20 protein-coding genes are annotated in these 17,748 nt (G+C 66.9%); 10 read left to right on the top strand and 10 right to left on the bottom strand.

All coding sequences use genetic code 11. From position 1 onward, the window contains the following. Positions 1-2 precede the first annotated feature (2 nt). The 10 genes from Q1W26_RS10620 to Q1W26_RS10575 all read left to right on the top strand — a co-directional run bounded on the left by Q1W26_RS10620 (position 3) and on the right by Q1W26_RS10575 (position 7,763). Entirely contained in the window at positions 3-548 is a 546-nt protein-coding gene (locus tag Q1W26_RS10620) for a GspMb/PilO family protein (RefSeq protein WP_300439581.1), read from the top strand. Beyond that, entirely contained in the window at positions 545-1,030 is a 486-nt protein-coding gene (locus Q1W26_RS10615; RefSeq protein ID WP_300439579.1) for a hypothetical protein, read from the top strand. Before Q1W26_RS10620 ends, Q1W26_RS10615 begins: the two co-directional genes overlap by 4 nt. Then, on the top strand, positions 1,027-3,300 hold the full coding sequence (locus Q1W26_RS10610; protein ID WP_300439576.1) for a secretin N-terminal domain-containing protein: 2,274 nt from the start codon (positions 1,027-1,029) through the stop codon (positions 3,298-3,300). Before Q1W26_RS10615 ends, Q1W26_RS10610 begins: the two co-directional genes overlap by 4 nt. 330 nt (positions 3,301-3,630) lie before the next feature. Next, positions 3,631-4,101 (top strand): type II secretion system protein, encoded by a 471-nt coding sequence (locus tag Q1W26_RS10605; RefSeq protein ID WP_300439574.1) that lies wholly within the window; start codon positions 3,631-3,633, stop codon positions 4,099-4,101. After that, positions 4,101-4,481, top strand: a complete 381-nt coding sequence (locus tag Q1W26_RS10600) for a prepilin-type N-terminal cleavage/methylation domain-containing protein (RefSeq protein ID WP_366143664.1) — start codon at positions 4,101-4,103, stop codon at positions 4,479-4,481. The genes Q1W26_RS10605 and Q1W26_RS10600 overlap by 1 nt, the downstream gene beginning before the upstream one ends. Further along, on the top strand, positions 4,478-4,954 hold the full coding sequence (locus tag Q1W26_RS10595) for a type II secretion system protein (protein WP_300439569.1): 477 nt from the start codon (positions 4,478-4,480) through the stop codon (positions 4,952-4,954). Before Q1W26_RS10600 ends, Q1W26_RS10595 begins: the two co-directional genes overlap by 4 nt. Beyond that, entirely contained in the window at positions 4,951-5,706 is a 756-nt protein-coding gene (locus Q1W26_RS10590; protein WP_300439567.1) for a LuxR C-terminal-related transcriptional regulator, read from the top strand. The genes Q1W26_RS10595 and Q1W26_RS10590 overlap by 4 nt, the downstream gene beginning before the upstream one ends. Before the next feature lie 260 nt (positions 5,707-5,966). Next, complete coding sequence (locus tag Q1W26_RS10585; RefSeq protein ID WP_300439565.1) at positions 5,967-6,143, top strand: hypothetical protein; 177 nt, start codon at positions 5,967-5,969, stop codon at positions 6,141-6,143. 46 nt (positions 6,144-6,189) lie between these two features. After that, the gene (locus Q1W26_RS10580) at positions 6,190-6,813 is read left to right on the top strand and encodes a response regulator (RefSeq protein ID WP_300439562.1); all 624 of its coding nucleotides are present in this window, start codon (positions 6,190-6,192) and stop codon (positions 6,811-6,813) included. A 455-nt stretch (positions 6,814-7,268) separates the two neighbouring features. After that, on the top strand, positions 7,269-7,763 hold the full coding sequence (locus Q1W26_RS10575; protein ID WP_300439559.1) for a hypothetical protein: 495 nt from the start codon (positions 7,269-7,271) through the stop codon (positions 7,761-7,763). Here Q1W26_RS10575 and Q1W26_RS10570 read toward each other — a convergent pair. The 10 genes from Q1W26_RS10570 to Q1W26_RS10525 form a co-directional block, all read right to left on the bottom strand. Beyond that, a complete protein-coding gene (locus Q1W26_RS10570; RefSeq protein ID WP_300439556.1) occupies positions 7,753-8,244 on the bottom strand; it encodes a hydrogenase maturation protease in 492 nt (163 codons plus the stop codon). The two genes, Q1W26_RS10575 and Q1W26_RS10570, sit on opposite strands and share 11 nt — an antisense overlap. Before the next feature lie 9 nt (positions 8,245-8,253). Then, a complete protein-coding gene (locus Q1W26_RS10565) occupies positions 8,254-9,720 on the bottom strand; it encodes a Ni/Fe hydrogenase subunit alpha (protein WP_300439553.1) in 1,467 nt (488 codons plus the stop codon). Positions 9,721-9,734: 14 nt separating this feature from the next. Next, on the bottom strand, positions 9,735-10,286 hold the full coding sequence (locus Q1W26_RS10560) for an NADP oxidoreductase (RefSeq protein ID WP_300439550.1): 552 nt from the start codon (positions 10,284-10,286) through the stop codon (positions 9,735-9,737). Then, positions 10,283-10,990 (bottom strand): 2Fe-2S iron-sulfur cluster-binding protein, encoded by a 708-nt coding sequence (locus Q1W26_RS10555; RefSeq protein ID WP_300439547.1) that lies wholly within the window; start codon positions 10,988-10,990, stop codon positions 10,283-10,285. Before Q1W26_RS10555 ends, Q1W26_RS10560 begins: the two co-directional genes overlap by 4 nt. Beyond that, positions 10,987-12,801 (bottom strand): NAD(P)H-dependent oxidoreductase subunit E, encoded by a 1,815-nt coding sequence (locus tag Q1W26_RS10550; protein WP_300439544.1) that lies wholly within the window; start codon positions 12,799-12,801, stop codon positions 10,987-10,989. The genes Q1W26_RS10555 and Q1W26_RS10550 overlap by 4 nt, the downstream gene beginning before the upstream one ends. A gap of 70 nt (positions 12,802-12,871) precedes the next feature. Then, entirely contained in the window at positions 12,872-14,026 is a 1,155-nt protein-coding gene (locus Q1W26_RS10545; protein ID WP_300439542.1) for a PatB family C-S lyase, read from the bottom strand. Between the two features lie 123 nt (positions 14,027-14,149). Next, positions 14,150-15,082 (bottom strand): cysteine synthase A, encoded by a 933-nt coding sequence (gene cysK, locus Q1W26_RS10540; RefSeq protein WP_300439539.1) that lies wholly within the window; start codon positions 15,080-15,082, stop codon positions 14,150-14,152. 118 nt (positions 15,083-15,200) lie between these two features. Next, a complete protein-coding gene (locus Q1W26_RS10535; protein WP_300439536.1) occupies positions 15,201-15,686 on the bottom strand; it encodes an adenylyltransferase/cytidyltransferase family protein in 486 nt (161 codons plus the stop codon). Positions 15,687-15,770: 84 nt separating this feature from the next. Next, on the bottom strand, positions 15,771-16,931 hold the full coding sequence (clsB, locus tag Q1W26_RS10530) for a cardiolipin synthase ClsB (RefSeq protein WP_300439533.1): 1,161 nt from the start codon (positions 16,929-16,931) through the stop codon (positions 15,771-15,773). Then, positions 16,928-17,695, bottom strand: a complete 768-nt coding sequence (locus tag Q1W26_RS10525) for an endonuclease/exonuclease/phosphatase family protein (protein WP_300439530.1) — start codon at positions 17,693-17,695, stop codon at positions 16,928-16,930. Before Q1W26_RS10525 ends, clsB begins: the two co-directional genes overlap by 4 nt. Between the last annotated feature and the right edge of the window lie 53 nt (positions 17,696-17,748).

The raw sequence follows: 17,748 nt of genomic DNA, 5'->3' as shown, positions 1-17,748 counted from the left end.
CGATGCTGGCCGAACTACGCGAATCCGGCCTGCGCGCCCTCAATGCCGCCGGCTGGGCCGGGGTGCTCGGCATCGGCCTGTGCGTCTTCGCGGTTTCTTTCGACCTGACGGGCAACCGGGCGCTGGCCGACGAAGCGGACCAGCTGCGCCGAGAGGCCCGCAGCCTCGCCAAAACCCAGCGTCAGCACAGGCGCGTGCCGGAGGTGTCGGAGCGCGAGCGGCTGGCCGCCTTTTACGCCGGCCTGCCCCTGGCTGAGCGCCTTCCCGAGCTGCTGGTGCGTCTCCACGGCCACGCCCTGGCCCGCGGCGTGCCGACCGACAAGGCCGATTACCGTGTGCAGGCCGTTGCCGGAACGCCCCTTGAACAGGTCAGCCTTGAACTGCCGGTGCGCGCAAGCTACCCGGCGATCCGGCAATGGCTGGACGACGTGCGGGCCGGCATGCCGGAGCTGGCGCTCGACGATCTGGCTTTTCGGCGGGCCGACATCGGCAAGCCGGACATCGAGGCGCGGGTGCGTTTCGTGATCTTCCTGAGGCGCCCGGCGTGAAGCGCTCACCGCTGCTGGCCGGCGCCCTCGTGGCGACGCTCGCCGCCGCGTGGTGGGCGGCGGGCCTCGACGACGAAGGGGCGCCGGCGCCGCAGCGCGCCGCACGCAAGGCCGTGCGCCGTGACGTGGCCGCGCCGCCCAATCTCGACGGCCTGACCCTGCTGGCCCGTGAATCCGCGGCGCCACCTCGCGGCGGGGATCGACCCGATCTCTTTTCGCCGCGCAGCTTTGTGCCGCCTCCACCGCCCGAGCCGCCAGCGGTGCCCACCGCGCCGCCGCTGCCTTTCCGTTACAGCGGAATGCTGGACGACGGTGGTCCGCCGGCGGTTTTTCTGGCCCGGCAGGACGAAATCCGGTTGGTTCGGGCCGGCGACGTGCTGGATGGCCGCTACCGGGTGAGCGCGGTCAGCCGTGCCCGCGTCGACTTCATTTACCTGCCCCTCAATGCCTCCCAAAGCCTCCTGACCGGGGCGCTGCCATGAACCCCACGATTCTTCCGCGATGCATCCGGCTGCTGGCCGCCCTGGCCTTGATCGGGCTGCTTTCCGCCTGCGCGGGCAGCCGGGCCCTGGAGGAAAGTCGCAATGCCTTCGCCAGCGGCAGCCCCGAGGCGGCCCTGCGCGGGCTGCAGGACAAAGTGGCCGCCGACCCCCGCAACCTGGAGCTGCGCACTTACTACCTGCGCCAGCGCGACATGCTCACGGTGCGCCAGCTGGCCGTGGCGGAGCAGGCCCGCTCGGGAGGCCGCTTCGAGGAGGCCGAAGCGGCCCTGGCGCTGGCCCGCCAGTACGACCCGCGCCACCCGAGGGTAATCGCCGGGCTGGAAATCGTGGCCGCGCAGAAGCGGCGCAATCTCGCCGCCCAGGAGGCCGACAGGCTTGTGACGAAGGGCGATTTTGTTGGCGCCGAGGCGGCCGCCCGCAGCGTGCTGGCCAGCGAGCCTGGCCATGCGCTTGCCCGCGCCGTGATGCGGCGGCTGGACGAGCGGGCCGCCGCGCGCGACCCGGCGCCGGCCGCGCTCAAGGGGCCCCTCGCCAGGCCGGTGTCGCTGGAGTTTCGCGACGCGCCGCTGCGCAGCGTGCTGGAAGTGCTGGCCCGGGAGTCGGGGCTCAATTTTGTGATGGACAAGGACGTTCGCCCGGATCTCAAGGTGTCGATCTTCATCCGCAAAAGCAGCATCGACGACGTGCTCAAGCTCTTGCTGCTCACCCAGCAGCTCGACCGCAAGCTCCTCAACGAAAACTCCATCCTGATTTATCCCAACACGCCCGCCAAGCAGAAGGACTACCAGGATCTGGTCACCCGCAGTTTTTACCTGGCCAACGCCGACCCCAGGCAGGCCATGGCGATGATCAAGCAGATGGTGAAAACCCGGGATGTGTTCGTCGAGGAAAAGCTCAACCTGCTGGTGATGAAGGATACGGCCGACGCGGTACGCCTTGCCGAAAGGCTGATCGCCAGCCTCGATCTGGCCGAGCCCGAGGTGATGCTGGAAGTGGAGGTGATGGAGATCAGCCGCAACACGCTGCTCGAACTCGGCCTGCGCTTTCCCGAGCAGATCGGCTACGGCCTGCTGCAGCCCGGCACGACCAGCGCGGTGACCACCCCCACCGGCACCACCATCACCCAGAACCTCGGCGGGCAACTGCTGCCGGGCAACATCAACCTGCGCAATACCGGCGCGATGGTGCCCTTTGTCGCCAACCCGGGCATGTTGCTCAACCTCAAGGATCAGGACGGCAACTCGAACATTCTCGCCAACCCCCGCATCCGGGTGAAGAACCGGGACAAGGCGCGCATCCACATCGGCGAGAAGCTGCCGGTGTTCACCACCACCTCGACGGCCAACGTGGGGGTGTCGGCCTCGGTCAATTACCTGGACGTGGGCCTCAAGCTGGAAGTCGAGCCCTCGGTGCACCTGGACGACGAGGTGGCCATCCGGATCAATCTCGAAGTCAGCAGCATCGTCAAGGAGGTGCTCGGGCCGTCCAGCTCCCTGGCCTATCAGGTTGGCACCCGCAGCGCCGCGACCTCGCTGCGCCTCAAGGATGGCGAAACCCAGGTGCTCGCCGGGCTGATCAGCGACGAGGAGCGCCACTCGGCCAATCGCCTGCCGGGCCTCGGCGAGCTGCCGGGGATAGGGCGCCTGTTCAGCAGTCAGCGTGACGTGGACAACAAGACCGAGATCGTGCTGCTGATCACCCCGCGCGTCGTGCGTAACGTGATTCAGCCGGCGCTGGCCAGCGCCACCCAGTCGGCGGGCACCGAGGCATCGGTGGGCGCCGCGCCCCTCGTGCTCGGCCCGGCAACGGCCGTGCCGGGCGGCGGTCGGGTGAGCGGCGGCGCGGCACCGGCCGCAAGCCTGCCGGCGCCTGCCCAGGCCGCAGTGGCCTCCGCGGTGGCCGACGAGGGCGTGCCGGAACTGAGCTTCGATGTTCCTGCCCAGGTCAAACCAGGTGAAACCTTTGCCGTGACGATCACCGTGGCGGGTTCGGTCGGGGAGGGCGGGCCTTTGCTGCTGGCCTACGACACCACGGTCGTCGAACCCGTTGATCAGCCGGGCGAGGGGGGCGACGCCCTCGCGCTGCAATTGCCGGCGGAGGCTTCCGGCGAGATCGCCACGCGCTTCCGGGTTCGCGCCGGCGCAGCAGGGGCCACGCGTTTCGGCGTGCTCTCGGCCCAGGCCCGGATCGGCGGGCACCTGCAGCCGCTGCCGCTACCTGCGCCGGCCAGCGTGCGGATCGTGCCCTGAACCATGATCCTAAAAACGGCAGTTGACCGCTTTCGTTCATCCCGGAAGACCGCATGAAGACAGGTCTTTTTCCTCCGTTCGGCGCTCACCCGTTGGGTGACTACGCTACGCACCCGCTGGCACATCCGGCCGGGCGCCTGACTTTGTCGCTCCGCCTTGCAGGCATGAGCCTGCCGCGTTGTCGCAAGAAAGCGCCGGGCCGCCCCAAGCTTTCTTGCTGCCCCCTCGGGGGGCGGCAGCATCGCGTAGCGGTGTTGCCGGGGGCCCACGGCTTCGCGTCAGTCACCCGCCCGAATGCACCATCGGGCGCGTTCAACTGCCGCTTCTAGGATGAAATCGCGTGGCTTCACCCTGATCGAGATGATCGTCACCGTGGCGGTGGTGGCCGTGCTGGCGGCCATCGCGGTGCCGGTGATGCAGCTCACCGCCCAGCGGGCCAGGGAGAGCGAGTTGCGCACGGCCCTGCGCCAGCTCCGCGAGGGCATCGACAGCTACAAGCGTCATGCCGACGAAGGGCGTATCGCCCGCGCGGCAGACGGCAGCGGCTATCCGCCCCGGCTCGACGACCTGGTGAAAGGCCTGCCCGATGCCAAATCGCCCGGCGCGGCGCGCATCTACCTGATGCGGCGCATCCCGCGCGACCCCTTCAACACCGACGCCAGCCTCGACGCCGCCGCAAGCTGGGGGCTGCGCAGCTACGCCAGCCCGCCCGATGCGCCGGCGGCGGGGGCGGATGTCTTCGACGTGTATTCCCGCGCGCCCGGCGCCGGGCTCAACGGCATCCCCTACCGGGAATGGTGATGACGCGCGCCCGCTCACCAGGCTTCACGCTGGTCGAACTGCTGGTGGTGATGGCCATTGTCGCGTTGCTGTTGTCCATCGCCGCGCCGCGCTATTTCGGGCATCTCGAACGGGCCCGGGAAGCGGCCCTGCTGGAAACCCTCGCGGTAACCCGCGACGCGATCGACAAGTTTCACGGCGACACCGGCCACTATCCCCAGGATCTGGACGAGCTGGTCAGCCGCCGCTACCTGCGCGCGCTGCCCCTCGACCCGCTCACCGGGCGCCGCGACAGCTGGACGCTGCTTGCGCCGCCGGATACCCGGCTCAGCGGAGTCTGGGACATCCGCAGCAGCGCGCAGGGCCTGGCCCGCGACGGCCAGGCCTTTGGCGAGCTATGACGCGCCGGCAGCGCCAGGCCGGCGCCACCTACCTGCTGATGCTCTTCGCGGTAGCCGCGCTGGGGCTGGGCCTGGCGCGTTTCGGCACGCTGTGGGCCACCCAGGCTCAGCGCGAGCGGGAGGCCGAGCTGCTTTTCATCGGCGGTGAATTCGCGCGGGCGATCAGCCGCTATCGGGCGGCCGATCCGGGGGCCGGGGGTGGATCGGGCGAAGGCCCGCGGGCGCTGCGGGATCTGCTGCTCGACCCGCGCCAGCCCTTCGTGCTGCGCCACTTGCGCAGGCTCTACCGCGACCCGATGACCGGCGAGGCCGACTGGATCGTCGAGCGCCAGGGCGAGCAGATCGTGGGCATCCGCAGCCGCTCCACCCGTGTGGCCTTGCGAAGCGCCGCCCTGCCGGCCTGGGTCAGCGTGGGGGGGGCTGCCGGCGAGGCCCGCTATGCGGACTGGCTGTTTCGCGAGGAGCCCCGGTGACTGCCCTGCAGGCCGTCAGCTTCGACGCCTACGAACTCGAGCGCCTGGCCGCCACCCTCGATGGCGCCATACGCATCCGGCGCCGCAGCGATTACTACCTGTGGGCCCAGGGCGCGCTGCAGAGTTTTCTGCCCCACGAAACCCTCGTCTTTCTGCCGGACGGGCCGGGCGACGCTTGCCATCCGGAGGTGTTTTCGAGAGGCGTCATCAGCGACGACACCGAATCATTCCTGAGGGCGACGAAGGCCGGCTTGCGCGCCGAAATCGTCCTCAACTGGTCACGCCAGGGGCGTCGGCCCTATGTGCACACCGCCCATGATGGCGCGTCGCAGCTGGCTTCCCTGGTGGACAAGACCGGCGGGCAGCATGCGCTGGTGCATTGCACCAAGGCCTCGGGGGGGCGAGGGGCCTGTGCCTTCATCTTTCTGGGCATGGCCACCAGGCCCGCGTCGCGGGAGATCTACCTGGCCGAGCTGTTGCTGCCGCATCTTTATTTCGCGCTCGCCGGTTTGCGCGACGAGGACACGCCGGGGCAGAAGGCCGTGCTTCTGTCGCGCCGCCAGAGCCAGGTGCTCGCAGGTGTTCGCAGTGGCAAGACCAACACGGAAATCGCCCTGGCGCTCGGGCTCAGCCCGCTCACCGTCAAGAGCCATGTCCAGCAGGCGCTGCGCAAGCTCGCCGTGGCAAACCGCGCCGAAGCCGCCGCGGTAACCTCCGGCATGGCCTTTGCCGGCGACGGCGCCGGGGGCTGACAAGCATGCAAATGCATACGCTCCGCCTTGCAGGCATGAGCCTTTCGCGTTGTCGCAAGAAAGCGCCGGGGGACGTCGGCTTCGATGGGCACCTGCAAGGCTTCGCGGGCATCGCCCGGCGGGCGGGACGCTCCGGCGGCGTCATGGCCGGTTCTTTTGAAGGGGCGTCAAGCTGTTACACTAGCGGGCTTGAGCCGTCCTTGCGGTGAGGGCGATTCAACCAAAAGGGGCTGATAGCCTTTTGGGGTTTGCGAGGGCTGTTGATCGAAAATGTGGCTGTCATCCGCGCAGATCGCCCTCGTTGGGGGCTGGATTTGACTAAAGTGCCGATTCCGCGCGAAGGTGTTCCTGGTTCCGCCTTTTTGACAAAATTGGTTATTCTGACGAAATTGTTCTATGCGGATGCAATGACTTGGTTTCGCGTCATTGCCGGCTAAGCTGTTACCATCATTGAAACTTTTGTTCTTTCTGTCCGATTGATCCATGGCCGTCACGCCCGACTCTCCTGAAAAGGAATACTGCAGCACTTCCGAAGCCGCCCAGCGTCTGGGCCTGTCTTTGGGTACCGTCCAGCAAATGGTCGAAAACGGCCAGCTGGAGGGCTGGAAAACTGCGGGGGGACATCGGCGAATCCGGGTCAGCTCCATCGAGGAGTTCCGCGCCCGTTCCATGGCCGGTGGCGGGCAGAATACGCCGCGTCCGCAGGCCAACAGCCTTCAGGTGCTGGTGGCCGAAGACGATCGCATCCTCCAGAAGCTCTACGAACACACCCTGTCGTCCTGGGCGCTGCCGATGCAGGTCCGCATGGTTTTCAGCGGTATCGACGGCCTGCTGGAGATCGGGCGCCTGCCGCCCGACCTGCTGATCACCGACTTGCGCATGCCGGGTATCGACGGGTTCGAGATGATCCGCCGCTTGCGTGCCGACCCCCAGTTGCAGGATCTCGACATCGTCGTGGTCAGCGGCCTGACCGAGGAGGAAATCCTCGAGAACGGTGGTCTGCCGCCCGATGTCATCTTCTACAGCAAGCCTGTTCCCTTCCGTGAGCTGAAGGGCTACGTGCAGGCCAAGATCATGGCCATGCAGCGCCGCGGGCGAACTGCCTGAACATGGCCTGACAGCTCGGCGGCGCATCTGCCGGCCGGCCTCTCTCACCCCATCCGCATTGCCCCAGGGCTCGCACATCACGTGTGGGCCCTTGTCACATGAGGGCTGTGGTGCATCGAATTGTCATTCAGTGTGACTTTGTTGGCGTCTGCGCCAAGCGGGCCTGCGCAATAGCGCACGCTTGTATTGCCGGTTAATTTATAAAATTTCGTTAATTCACAGGATTGTGTGAAAAACGCGATCGTCTACTTTTTCCGGCAATACGAGATTTTGTTCGAATGTCACATTTCTTGTGACTTCGTCGTTTTGCCTTTTCATTTTGCTTTTTTGCTGTGCCGGCCTTGTCCGGCAGGCTGCAAGGGCACAGGTGACAAACGATGTCATGCACAGAACAGGCTTTGTGGTCACCGCATGCAAGCAGGCCGGATGGGCGGCCACTTGGGGGATTGGAGTACATGGGTGATCCCGTTTCCGAGGCTGCGATAGCCGGTGCAGCGCTCGTCCGTCATCTGGACGACGTCCGGTTTGCCTGCCTGCGGGCCTTGCGGCAGCTGCTGCGTGCCCTTGATGCGGAACGGATTGCCATCGCCTTCGTGTCCCCCGATGGCGAATGCCTCAGGGAGGAGCTGGTTTGGGCAGGCGGCTTTGCCCGTTGCGGCGAGTCGGAGCGGGTGCTGTCGAGCGCCGGCCTGGCGGAGCCGATCCGGGATTGGCTGGCGTCCAGAAACAGTGTCGTGAACATACCCATCGAGGTGCAGTCGCCGGCCTGGCACGCAATGCCCTGCGACCGTCTTGTGCTGGTACGTGGCGAGCTGGTGGTGAAGGGGCTGGGTTTGCTGGTGCTGGCGGTGCAGCTGCGCAGCGCGGGTGGCCTGCCCGAGGGCGCCGGCCATGCGATGAGCCTTTTTCTCAACGAATACGGCAAGCGGCGCTGGCTGATCACGTCGTGATGACGCGCCTGTCGGCGTCAGTCAGCCGGCGCCAGTAAGTGGCGTCGGGGCGGGCCAGGCAGGCCGCCAGCCGGGCTGCGGCGGCGTCAAAATGCTGCCGGGCCGCGGCGCTCAAATCCTTTCCCAAGCCAAAATCCTCACCCCGCACGCACAGCACGAAGGCGGGCGGCGGAGGCACGCCGCGGATGTCGGCAAACACGTTCAGCACGGCTTCGGGCGCCAGTGAGTGCGAGCTGACCGGCCTGCCCGGGGCCGGCGCGGTTTCGCGGAATTCGAAGGGCGCCGGGGTGCCGGTACCCGCATCGATGAACAGGGCCAGGTCGCAGCCGTCGAGGTCCAGCGCATGTTCGATCTGCAGCTGGAAATCGCTGATCAGCACCACGCCCGGTTGATCCTGCGCTTCCAGCCCGGCCATCAGAAGCGGCCCGAGGGCGTCGTCGCCCCGGGACGGGTTGCCAACCGCAAACACCACCAGTGTCATGATGATTAATCAGCCGCCAGTTGAGGCGTGGTCGAGAAGCGCGCCGCCGGCATCGAGCAGTTCGACCGCCAGCGGCATCTTGCCGAGCGCATGGGTGGCGCAGGAGAGGCAGGGGTCGAAGGCGCGGATGGCCACCTCGATGTGGTTCAGCAGGCCTTCGGTGAGCTGGCGCCCGTCCAAATAACGGCGGGCGACCTGGCGCACGGCTTCGTTCATGGCCTGATTGTTGTGGGTGGTGGAGACGATCAGGTTGCAGTAGCTGACGAGGTCGTCGTCGCCGACGCGGTAATGGTGGATCAGCGTGCCGCGCGGCGCTTCGATGATGCCGACGCCTTCACGCCCGCGCGGGCCCTCGGCCATGCGGTTTCCGGAGAGGATGTCCGGGTCGTCGAGGAGGCTGCGGATGACTTCGGCGGCGTGGAGCATTTCGATCATGCGCGCCCAGTGGTAGGCCAGCGGGGCGTGAATGGGCTCGCCGTCGCCGTGGGCGATGAAGGCCTGGCGTTCGATTTCGGCGAGCGTGCTGGGGATGAAGTCGCAGTTCTGTACCCGCGCCAGGGGGCCGACCTTGTACCAGCCCCGTGCGGGGCCGAGTTCGGTGATGTACGGGAACTTCATGTAGCTCCACGATTTGACCTCTTCACGGATGAAGCTGTCGTAGTCGTCGCAGGCGAGATCGTCGCGGACGATCTGGCCGCGGGCGTCGCGCAGGCGCAGGTGGCCGTCGTAGAGATCCATCGCGCCGTCGGCGCGCACGAGGCTGAAGAGGTGGCTGCGGAACAGCCCGAATTCGTCGTAGAGCGAGCCGTTTGTTTCGTGGAGGCGGCGCGCCAGATGCACGGCGTCGCGGCTCCACTGGATCATCTGGTCGGCGTCCTGCAGCAGCTCGTCGCGTTCGGCCGGGGTGAGGGATTTGTTCACGCCGCCGGGCACCGCGCCGGTGCCGTGCACACGCTTGCCGGCGGTGATGCGGATGACTTCCTGGCCAAACTTGCGCAGCAGCACGCCCTGTCTGGCCACTTCCGGATACGCACCGGCCACGCCAACGATGTTGCGCTGCTGTACCGGGGATTCGAAGCCAAACAGTAAATCGGGCGACGACAGGTGGAAGAAGTGCAGCGCGTGGGACTGGAGAATCTGGCCGTAGTGCATCAGGCGCCGGATTTTCTCGGCGGTGGCGGTGATGGGCACCGCGCCCACCACGGGGTCGAGGGCCTTGGCGGCGGCCAGGTGGTGGCTGACCGGGCAGATGCCGCACAGGCGCTGGACCATCACCGGCACTTCCCAATAGGGCCGGCCCTGGATGAATTTTTCGAAGCCGCGGAATTCGACAATGTGCAGCCGCGCCTCCTTGACGTGGCCGGCCTCGTCGAGCAGCAGGGTGACCTTGCCGTGGCCTTCGACGCGGGAGACGGGATCGATGGCGACCCGGCGCAGGCTCTCGCGGTTGGTGGCGGTTTCCAGTTCGAAGCTCATGGCGGAACCTCAGTTCAGTCGTAGTGCAGCAGGCCGCCGGTGAGCCGCGGCGTGCGGCCGGCGATCAGGTCGGTGAGAAATTTCCAGATTGCCGGGCCGGAGGGCGGGCAGCCGGGAATGAAATAGTCGATGCGCACGACTTCGTGGATCGGCCGCACCTTGTCCAGCGGCAGCGGGAGTTCCGGGTCGTTGGGAATCTGGCCGTTTTCGACGCCGGGGCGAAACTGATACACCTCGCGCAGGCACTCGGCGAGCGGAATGTGGTTGCGCTGGGCGGGCAGGCCGCCATTGACCGCGCAGGCTCCAAGGGCAATCAGGGTTTTGCAGTTGCGGCGAAATTCGCGCAGCACGTGAACGTTTTCGGAGTTGCACACGCCGCCTTCGATGATGCCGATGTCGCAGGGGCCGACTTCCTTGATGTCGGTGAGCGGCGAGCGGTCGAACTCGATGATGTCCACCAGTTCGAAAAGGTGCTCGTCGATGTCGAGAAAGGACATGTGGCAGCCGAAGCAGCCGGCCAGCGAGGCGGTGGCCACACGCAGCTTGCGGGCGGGGAGCGTGCTCATGACGAACCCTCCTTGAGCGTTTTTTCGCTGATCGTGGCGAGATCGAAAGTGCGCTCGCCGATGGGCACCGCGAAGCCGACCCTTTTGTGCAGGATCACGCCGACCGGGCAGATGTTGGCGGCGCGGTCGGTCTTCGCAAAGTCGGTGTCGGCGAGGCGGCCGGATTCGGCGTTGACGACCAGGTGTTTGTCGATGCCGCGGCCGGTGAGGGCGAAGACCGATTTGCCGTCGATGTCACGGCTGGCGCGCACGCACAGTTCGCAGAAGATGCAGCGGTTGAAGTCGAGCAGCACGTCGGGGTGGGAGGCGTCCACCGGGCGGTCGGGAAAGAAGTGCCGGAAGCGCGGGGTGAGCACTTCGTATTCGTAGCCGAGGGCCTGGAGTTCGCAGTCGCCGCTTTTTTCGCACGAGGGGCAGAAGTGGTTGCCCTCGACGAGCAGCATTTGCAGCAGGCCGCGGCGCTCACCGTTGATCTCGGGGGTGTTGCTTTCCACTTCCCAGCCTTCCTTGGCGGGCGTGGCGCAGGCCGAGACGTGGCGCCCGGCCGCTTTCACTACGCACAGCTTGCAGCTGCCGTGGGGCGGAAAATCCTTGTGCCAGCACAGGCTGGGAATGTAGTGGCCGGCGGCGCGGGCGGCTTCGAGAACGGTTTGTCCGTCTTCGAAGGGCACGGGCTGGCCGTCGAGGAGAAACTGCTTGGTCATTTTTCTTCCTCCTCCTCGTGGGTCTTGAGATGGGCGCCGGGGTCGTTGCGGGCGGTGAGCTGGCGGGCTTCGGCAAGGGCTGCGTCGAGGTCGAAGGCGGGCTCGAAATCCAGCGACACCAGCCGCCGCTCGTAGGCCGGGCGGAATTTTTGCAGGGTATCGATCACCGGGTTGGGCGAGGCGCTGCCGAGGCCGCAGTGGCTGGCGTTCTTGAGCAGGCGGTCGATCCAGTCGATGTCGTTGAGATCGGCCTTGGCGCCGTGGCCGTCGGCCAGCTTGTCCATGAAACCCTTGAGCAGCGAGGTGCCGACGCGGCACGGGGTGCAGAAACCGCAACTTTCGTGGGCGAAGAAATGGATGAAGGCGCGGGCGACTTCGAAAAGATCGCGGGTGCCGTCGAAAATCATGAAGGCGCCGGCGGTGGGCACGTCTTCGTAGGCGATGCGGCGCTGGAATTCGTAGCTTGCAAGACAGATGCCGGAGGCGCCGCCGACCTGGATGGCCTGGGTGTCGCTGGCGCCGCAGTCTTCGAGAATGCGGCTGATCTGGGCGCCGAAGGGGTATTCGTAGATGCCCGGCATGGCGCAGTCGCCGGAAATGGAGATGAGCTTGGTGCCGGCCGACTGGGCGGTGCCCGTGGCGGCAAAGTCTGCGCCGCCGTGAAGGGCGACGAGGCAGGTCTTGGCCAGGGTTTCGACGTTGTTCACGACCGTCGGCCGGCCCAGGTAGCCCTTGATGACGGGGAAGGGCGGGCGGATGCGCGGGGTGCCGCGCTTGCCTTCGAGCGATTCGATGAGCGCGCTTTCTTCGCCGCACACATAGGCGCCGGCGCCGAGGTGGATCTGGATGTCGAAGTCGAAACCCGGCTGACCGAGGATGTTTTTGCCCAGCAGGCCGGCTTCGCGGCGGCAGGCCAGCACGGCTTCAAGTTGCGGGCGCAGGTAGCGGTACTCGCCGCGCAGGTAGACAAAGCCTTCGCCGGCGCCCACGGCCCAGGCGGCGAGGCTCATGCCTTCGAAGACGAGGTCGGCGTAGCGGTTCAGGAGGACGCGATCCTTGAACGTGCCGGGCTCGCCTTCGTCGGCGTTGCAGACGATGACTTTCAATTCACCGGGGGCGTTGCGGGCGCTGGCCCATTTGACGGCGGTGGCAAAGCCCGCACCGCCGCGTCCGCGCAGGTTGGAGGCCTGCATTTCGGCGAGCCAGCCTTCCGGACCGCGGGCGATGGCCGCCTTGAGGGCCTCGCCCGGCGCCATTTCAAGGCCAAGCAGGGCGCCCTTGAGGCGGATGTTGTCGTCCACCTGGAAGAATTCGGCGGGCCACAGCTCGAGCGGGCGCTGCTGGCGGATCATTTCGGCGATTTCGTTGATCCGCCGGTGGTTGAGCTGTCCGATGGCCTGGCCATTGACCAGCATCGCCGGGCCCTGGTCGCACAATCCGGTGCACGACGTGGTGGTGACGCTGACCAGCCCGTCTTCCGACATCTTGCCGGGCTCGATCCACAGCTTGCGGCACAGGGCATCGAGCAGTTCGGCGTTGCCGAGCATGCGGTCGGTGATGTTGTCGGAGAACAGCACCCGGTAGCGGCCCACCGGGCGGGTATAGAGAAAACTGTAGAAACCGGCGACGCCCTCGACCCGGGCGCGGGGGATATCGAGCCCCGCCGCGATGCGGGTCAGGACCGGGGCCGGTAGCCAGCCGGCGATGTCCTGGGCGTCGATGAGGATTTGCAGCAGGCGGGTCGGATCGTGCCGGTGTCGCTGCAGGATGCCGTCGAGGGCGGCAGATTCGTCTGACGGGAGTGCGCTCACGAAAACCTCCGGCGGTGGGAAGCCAACGCGTGAAGTATGCGCGTCGGCATGCCGGATCTGTTGCGCTAGATCATGAAATCACGGCGCGTCGAATGCGTTCCAGACCTTCCTCCAGGCGGGCCGGCGGACAGCCGAAATTGAGCCGCACGAAGCCTGGCAGGCCGAAGTCCTTGCCGTCGGAAAGGCCGACCCCGGCGGCTTCAAAAAACGCTGCGGCGTTGGCAATGCCGCGTTCGGCAATGAGCGCGCGACAGTCGATCCAGGCCAGGTAAGTGGCTTCGACGGGCGTGGTGGACAGGCCGGGCAGCGCATTGATGGCCTTGAAAACCCGGGCCGCATTGGCGCGCAGGGTGTCGAGGAGGGCTTCGCGCCAGGGGCCGCAATCCCGGTAGGCAATTTCGGTGGCGGTGAGGCCGAGCACATTTACATGGGGCACGATGCCGGCCATCGCGCGCTTGTAGCGGGTGCGCAGCGCGGCGTCGGGGATGATGGCGAAGGCGCAGTAGAGGGCCGGGATGTTCCAGGTTTTGGAGGGCGCCATCAGCGTGATGGTGCGGCGGGCGACGGCCTCGTCGAGGGTGGCGATCGGAATGTGCGGCCTTGCCGGATCGAGGACGAGGCCGCAGTGGATTTCGTCGGAGCAGATGATGAGATCGTGGCGCTCGGCCAGTTCGGCGATGCGGCTGAGTTCGGCATGCTCGAAGACGCGCCCGACGGGGTTGTGCGGGTTGCACAGCATGAACAGCCGCACCTTGTCCTGGAGCGCGGCCTCGGTGGCGGGCCAGTCCCATTCCCAGCGCGTGCCGCTGTGCGCCAGCGGCGCGGTGACGAGGCGTTGATCGAAGTTGGCCGCCGCGTGCAGGAAGGGCGGATAGACCGGCGTGGCGGTGAAGACGCCGTCTCCGGGCTGGCCAACGGCGCGTACTGCGACGTTGAAGCCGGTGACGACGCCGGGCAGCCACACCAGCCATTCGGGCTGGATGCGCCAGGCGTGGTCGCGGGCGATGCCTTCGATGACCGCTTCGGCAAGCGAAGGCCAGGGATCGGCGTAGCCGAACACGCGGTGGTCGATGCGTGCGTGAAGGGCGTCGATGATTGCCGGCGGGGCGGCGAAATCCATGTCGGCCACCCACATGGGGATCACGTCGCGGCCGGCGTAGCGGCGCCACTTGATGCTGTCGGTGCCGGCGCGATCGGGGCTGGTGTTGAAGTCGAAGGAGTTCAATTCAAAAAACCGTGAAGAAATCGTGGCGGGCAGACCCGGGGCGGCCAGCAGCAGGGCTGCCGGACGTGTGCTGCGGCAGTATCGCTGTGCAGCCCCGGGCGCGCAGCAGATTTGTGCGCGGTTTTAAACTTCCAAGTGCTGGAACAGCACGGTGGACAGGTAGCGCTCGCCGAAGGACGGGATGATCACGACGATCAGCTTGCCGGCGTTTTCGGGCCTTTCGGCCACCTGCAGTGCCGCCCACACCGCGGCGCCGGACGAGATGCCGACCAGCAGGCCTTCCTGGGTTGCCAGCTTGCGGGCGGTGTCGAGGGCTGCGTCGTTGGGAACCTGCACAATTTCGTCGTACACGGCGGTGTTGAGGATGCCCGGCACGAAGCCGGCGCCGATGCCCTGGATCGGGTGCGGGCCACGGTTGCCACCCGACAGCACGGGGCTGGCGGCCGGCTCGACCGCGACGACCCTGACGGCGGGCTTTTTGGCCTTGAGCGCTTCGCCCACGCCGGTGACGGTGCCGCCGGTGCCGACGCCGGCCACGAAGATATCCACCTGGCCGTCGGTGTCGGCCCAGATTTCCTCGGCCGTGGTGGCCCGGTGGATGGCCGGGTTGGCGGGGTTGTCGAATTGCTGCGGAATGAAGTAGCGGGAATCGGCGGCGGCCAGCTCATCGGCCTTCTTTATCGCGCCGGGCATGCCTTCGGGCCCGGGGGTGAGGATCAGGTCTGCGCCGTAGGCCTTGAGCAGCAGCTTGCGTTCGCGGCTCATGGTTTCGGGCATCACAAAGGCGCACTTGTAGCCGCGGGCCGCGCAGACCATCGCCAGGCCGATGCCGGTGTTGCCGGAGGTGGGCTCGAGAATGATGGTGTCGGGCTTGATCTTGCCGGCGGCCGCGGCCGCGTCGAGCATGGCCACGGCGATGCGGTCCTTCACGCTGTGGGCCGGGTTGAAGAATTCCAGCTTGAGGGCGACGGTGGCGCCGCTGGCGGGCGCCAGGCGGTTGAGCTTGACCAGCGGGGTGTTGCCGACGAGTTCGGCCACGTTGTTTGCAATGCGCATCGGTTTCTCCATCCCATTTTGGGCTTTCGTGTATTTGTTGATTTTAGAACTAACGAAAGCCAAGCGACTGTTCATTTTTGAACAGGACAAGAAGCTTTGCAGATGGATGGCCCGCGTTTTACAGCCGGCGGATTTTTTCGAGCAGGGCGGTGGTGGAGCGCAGGTGCTCGAAGGGGATGGAGTGCACGCTGCCGCCGCGGGCCAGGGTTTCCGGCGCGCCGACGATGCGCTCGGGCGCCCAGTCGCCGCCCTTGACGAGTACGTCGGGTTGGCACGCAAGAATGGTGTTGAGGGGCGTGTCTTCGTCGAACCAGGTGACGAGGTCGACGCAGCCCAGCGCGGCCATCACGGCGAGGCGGTCGGCGAGGGTGTTGATCGGACGGTCGTCGCCCTTGCCCTGGCGGCGTACCGAGGCGTCGCTGTTGAGCGCCACGACCATCGCTGCGCCGAGCGCGCGGGCCTGGCCGAGGTAGGTGACGTGGCCGCGGTGCAGGATGTCGAAGCAGCCGTTGGTGAACACCAGCGGACGGGGCAGCGTGGCGACGCGTGCGGCGAGTTCGTCGGGCGGGCAGATTTTGGTTTCGAAGGCGGGGGCGGAATACATGGCGGGCACGGGGACGAAAATCAAAAGTATGAAGGAAGGCAGAATCCGCCGCGAGCAGGCTTCGCGGCAGGTTCGGGCCCGGCGTCAGTGCCGGTTGCCGTAGCCGGCGATGCCGATCAGGAGGCGGACGAGGCCGTAGGCTGCCCAGTTGAGAACCCGTTGCAGGCGCGAGCCGCGTTCCCGTCCGTTGGCCGAGATTTCACGGCCGCCGTCGGCCATGGCCCGGTCCAGGCGTTGGTGCAGGTCTTCGGCGAAACGGGCGTCGCGCACGACGAGGTTGGCTTCGCGGGCCAGGAGCAGGCTGAAGGGGTCGATATTGCTGGAGCCGACGGTGGCCCAGATATCGTCCACCACCGCCACCTTGGCGTGCAGTTGGCTGCGGTGATATTCAAAAATGCGTACGCCGCCGGCAAGAAACTGCCCGTAGAGGGCGCGGGTGGCGCGTTGGGTCAATGGGTGGTCGGTCCAGCCCTGGGTCATCAGGGTGACGCGCACGCCGCGTTTGGCTGCGCTCAGCAAGGCCTGGCGGAAGCGCCGGCCGGGCAGGAAATAGGCGTTGGCCACCACGATTTCGCGGCGTGCGGTGGCAAAGGCGAGGAGGTAGGCGTCTTCGATTTCGCGCCGGTGGCGGAGGTTGTCACGGATCAGGAAGGCGGCCTCGACGTCGCCACGGGGCTCGGGAAAGACCGGCGGGCTGGCGGGCAGGCGCCGGCGTTTGCGAAAGGAGGCCCAGGACACGAGCTCCCAGACGCGGGTGACGCTGCCGTGGATGGGGCCCAGCAGCGGGCCGGTGACACGCACCGAGTAGTCCTGGCGCGGCGCCGTGAGGGCGGGGTCGTCGAAATCGCTGGTGATGTTGATGCCGCCGACGAAGGCGACGCGGCCGTCGATCACCGCCAGCTTGCGGTGCAGGCGGCGCAGGCGGTGGCGGCGCAGCGACAGCGTGGTGACTTCGCGGCGGTAAATCAGCACGTTGACGCCGCCGGCGGCCAGCTCGTCCATCAGGCCGGCGACGAAATCGCGTCCGCCGAATCCATCCACCATCAGGCGCACCGTCACGCCGCGGCCGGCGGCGCGGCGCAGGGCTGCAGCGATGCCGTGGCCGGTTTCGTCGTTGGCAAAAATGTAGGTTTCGAGAAAAATCTCGGCCTCGGCGGCGTCGATGGCCGCCTGCAGGGCGGGGAAAAACTCGCAACCGTTTTCGAGCAGGTCCAGCGCGTTGCCGCGCATCCAGGTGATGGTCATCGGCCTGCGGCGGGCGCCACCGGGCGCAACTGGGTGGTGAGGGCTGCGTGGTCGGAGATGTGGCTCCAGGGCAGGCCGTAGTGGACTTCGGCCTTGTCGACGGCAAAGCCGCGCACGTAGATGCGGTCGAGGCGCAGCACGGGCAGGGTGCTCGGAAAACTGCGCGCCGGCCGGCCGCGTAGCGACACGAAGACTTCGCGCACGCCGAGCTGCTCGGTGAGGCAGTCGTCGGCGTGGTTGCGCCAGTCGTTGAAGTCGCCGGCGATGATCAGCGGGGCGCCGTCGGGGGCGAGTTCGTCCAGGCGCTGGACGAGCGCGGCCATCTGGCGGCGCCGGCTGCCGGCGGTGAGGCCCAGGTGCACGCAGACGCAATGCACCGGGCGGTCGACACCGGTGACCTTGATCTCGCAGTGCAGTAGCCCGCGGCTCTCGAAGCGGTGGTCGGAGATGTCCTGGTTGGCCTGGGACAGGATGGGATGGCGACTCAGGATGGCGTTGCCGTGGTGGCCGTGGTCGTAGATGGCGTTGCCGCCGTAGGCCGTTTGCTGCCACATGTCGCGGGCGAGGAATTCATGCTGCGGCTGGACGGGCCAGTCGGCGTGGCGCAGGGCGTGGCGCAGGTGCAGGCCCTGGACTTCCTGCAGAAAAACCACGTCGGCGCCCAAGAGGCGCAGGCGGTCGCGCAGGTCGTGAATCACCATGCGCCGGTTGAACTGGGAAAAACCCTTGTGGATGTTGTAGGTGCAGATGCGCAAGGTGTTCATGGTTTTTCCCCTTTTGGGCCATTCTGCACGCTTGGTGCGGCTTTCGCACGCGG

Source organism: Zoogloea sp. (genome assembly GCF_030157465.1).
Taxonomy (GTDB): Bacteria; Pseudomonadota; Gammaproteobacteria; order Burkholderiales; family Rhodocyclaceae; genus Zoogloea.
This window is presented reverse-complemented; position numbering and strand designations above follow the sequence as displayed.

Bases quoted from the DNA above. Each gene is read 5' to 3' on its own strand.
- Q1W26_RS10575 (WP_300439559.1), top strand. From the start codon at position 7,269: ATGGGTGATCCCGTTTCCGAGGCTGCGATAGCCGGTGCAGCGCTCGTC.
- Q1W26_RS10580 (WP_300439562.1), top strand. From the start codon at position 6,190: ATGGCCGTCACGCCCGACTCTCCTGAAAAGGAATACTGCAGCACTTCC.
- Q1W26_RS10560 (WP_300439550.1), bottom strand. From the start codon at position 10,286: ATGAGCACGCTCCCCGCCCGCAAGCTGCGTGTGGCCACCGCCTCGCTG.
- Q1W26_RS10565 (WP_300439553.1), bottom strand. From the start codon at position 9,720: ATGAGCTTCGAACTGGAAACCGCCACCAACCGCGAGAGCCTGCGCCGG.
- Q1W26_RS10610 (WP_300439576.1), top strand. From the start codon at position 1,027: ATGAACCCCACGATTCTTCCGCGATGCATCCGGCTGCTGGCCGCCCTG.
- Q1W26_RS10600 (WP_366143664.1), top strand. From the start codon at position 4,101: ATGACGCGCGCCCGCTCACCAGGCTTCACGCTGGTCGAACTGCTGGTG.
- Q1W26_RS10595 (WP_300439569.1), top strand. From the start codon at position 4,478: ATGACGCGCCGGCAGCGCCAGGCCGGCGCCACCTACCTGCTGATGCTC.
- Q1W26_RS10555 (WP_300439547.1), bottom strand. From the start codon at position 10,990: ATGACCAAGCAGTTTCTCCTCGACGGCCAGCCCGTGCCCTTCGAAGAC.
- cysK (WP_300439539.1), bottom strand. From the start codon at position 15,082: ATGCGCATTGCAAACAACGTGGCCGAACTCGTCGGCAACACCCCGCTG.
- Q1W26_RS10535 (WP_300439536.1), bottom strand. From the start codon at position 15,686: ATGTATTCCGCCCCCGCCTTCGAAACCAAAATCTGCCCGCCCGACGAA.
- Q1W26_RS10570 (WP_300439556.1), bottom strand. From the start codon at position 8,244: ATGACACTGGTGGTGTTTGCGGTTGGCAACCCGTCCCGGGGCGACGAC.
- Q1W26_RS10525 (WP_300439530.1), bottom strand. From the start codon at position 17,695: ATGAACACCTTGCGCATCTGCACCTACAACATCCACAAGGGTTTTTCC.
- Q1W26_RS10620 (WP_300439581.1), top strand. From the start codon at position 3: ATGCTGGCCGAACTACGCGAATCCGGCCTGCGCGCCCTCAATGCCGCC.
- clsB (WP_300439533.1), bottom strand. From the start codon at position 16,931: ATGACCATCACCTGGATGCGCGGCAACGCGCTGGACCTGCTCGAAAAC.
- Q1W26_RS10605 (WP_300439574.1), top strand. From the start codon at position 3,631: ATGAAATCGCGTGGCTTCACCCTGATCGAGATGATCGTCACCGTGGCG.